Here is a 1,103-nt window from a genome sequence, read left to right on the forward strand (position 1 = left end):
GAAACGTATTATATTTAACGTAATGATCTAACTGACGTTCGTTCAAATACTCATAATTCTCTTCGCTTCCATAACCGGCATCAGCGATAATCTTCTTGGGGAGATTGCCACCCAATAAGTTCTTGAGGGTCTCTAGATGCTCTTTCATGCAAGTCGTATCACCAGGCTTCTGATGAAGGCTAAATCCAACGATGAATTGATCCTCGGTCCCGATTTGAACATTGTAACCCGGCTTTAACTGACCGTTTTTCATAGCATCTTCTTTCATCCGCATGAAGGTGGCATCTTGGTCCGTTTTGGAATAGCTGTTTCTTTCCTCTAAGATTGCTTGTTGACCTTCATACTTCTGCATTCTCGGCAGGTAATCTTTATCCAGAGTTTTTCTGGCTTTTTTTAGTTTTTTTGTTTCATCATCGGGTTTCTGATCCTGTGACTTTTGAGCAAGCCTTTCGTCGATCTTCCGGACTGCTTCCTCGATGGCTCCTGAATCAATAGGTTTCCCGTTACCGAGTTCTTCTAAGTCAGAATCTCCGTAATCGCTATTCTCTTCCTCGTTGATTTTATCAATTTCTTTGAACAACTCCCGGCATTTCTCCATGAGGCCTTCTTTATATCGCTTGGTCGCTTTACCCCAGACCCAGCTATATTTGTTAGCATTCGCCTCGATCTTTGTGCCATCCAAAAAGTAGTTCTCTAATTTTATGTAGTTCTCTCGCACTAACAGCGCCACAACTTCAGCAAAGACTTCAAGGATTGTATCTTTCATGCGCTCACTGCGAAAACGATTAACTGCCATGAAATCCGGCTTATTACCACCACAAAGCCACATGTACATAATATTTTCACGAGCTGCTTTAGCAATTCTTCTGCACGAAAATATCTTATCCGTATAAGCATAAACCAGAAGCTTCATCATCATGACCGGATGATAACTTGAACGTCCGCCTCCAGGATATTTGGCTAGTATTGGCTCTAGGTTCATTTGGTCAACGGCTTTATTAACAACACGGACTACATGATCGTTTGGAATTAAGCTCTCAATACTTATTGGAAGGGTTAATTGGTTTTGCATATAGGGAATAAATACTTTTTTATCATGAACT

Annotated in this window: 1 protein-coding gene; it reads right to left on the minus strand. The window is 41.0% G+C overall.

Going from position 1 to position 1,103, the window contains the following annotated elements:
• Positions 1 to 1,103 (minus strand): IS1182 family transposase (locus M8E35_RS26310; protein WP_252473927.1); only part of this gene is annotated, 1,103 nt, incomplete at both ends.

The organism is Desulfosporosinus nitroreducens (genome assembly GCF_023897015.1).
In the GTDB taxonomy this organism is placed as follows: domain Bacteria; phylum Bacillota; class Desulfitobacteriia; order Desulfitobacteriales; family Desulfitobacteriaceae; genus Desulfosporosinus; species Desulfosporosinus nitroreducens.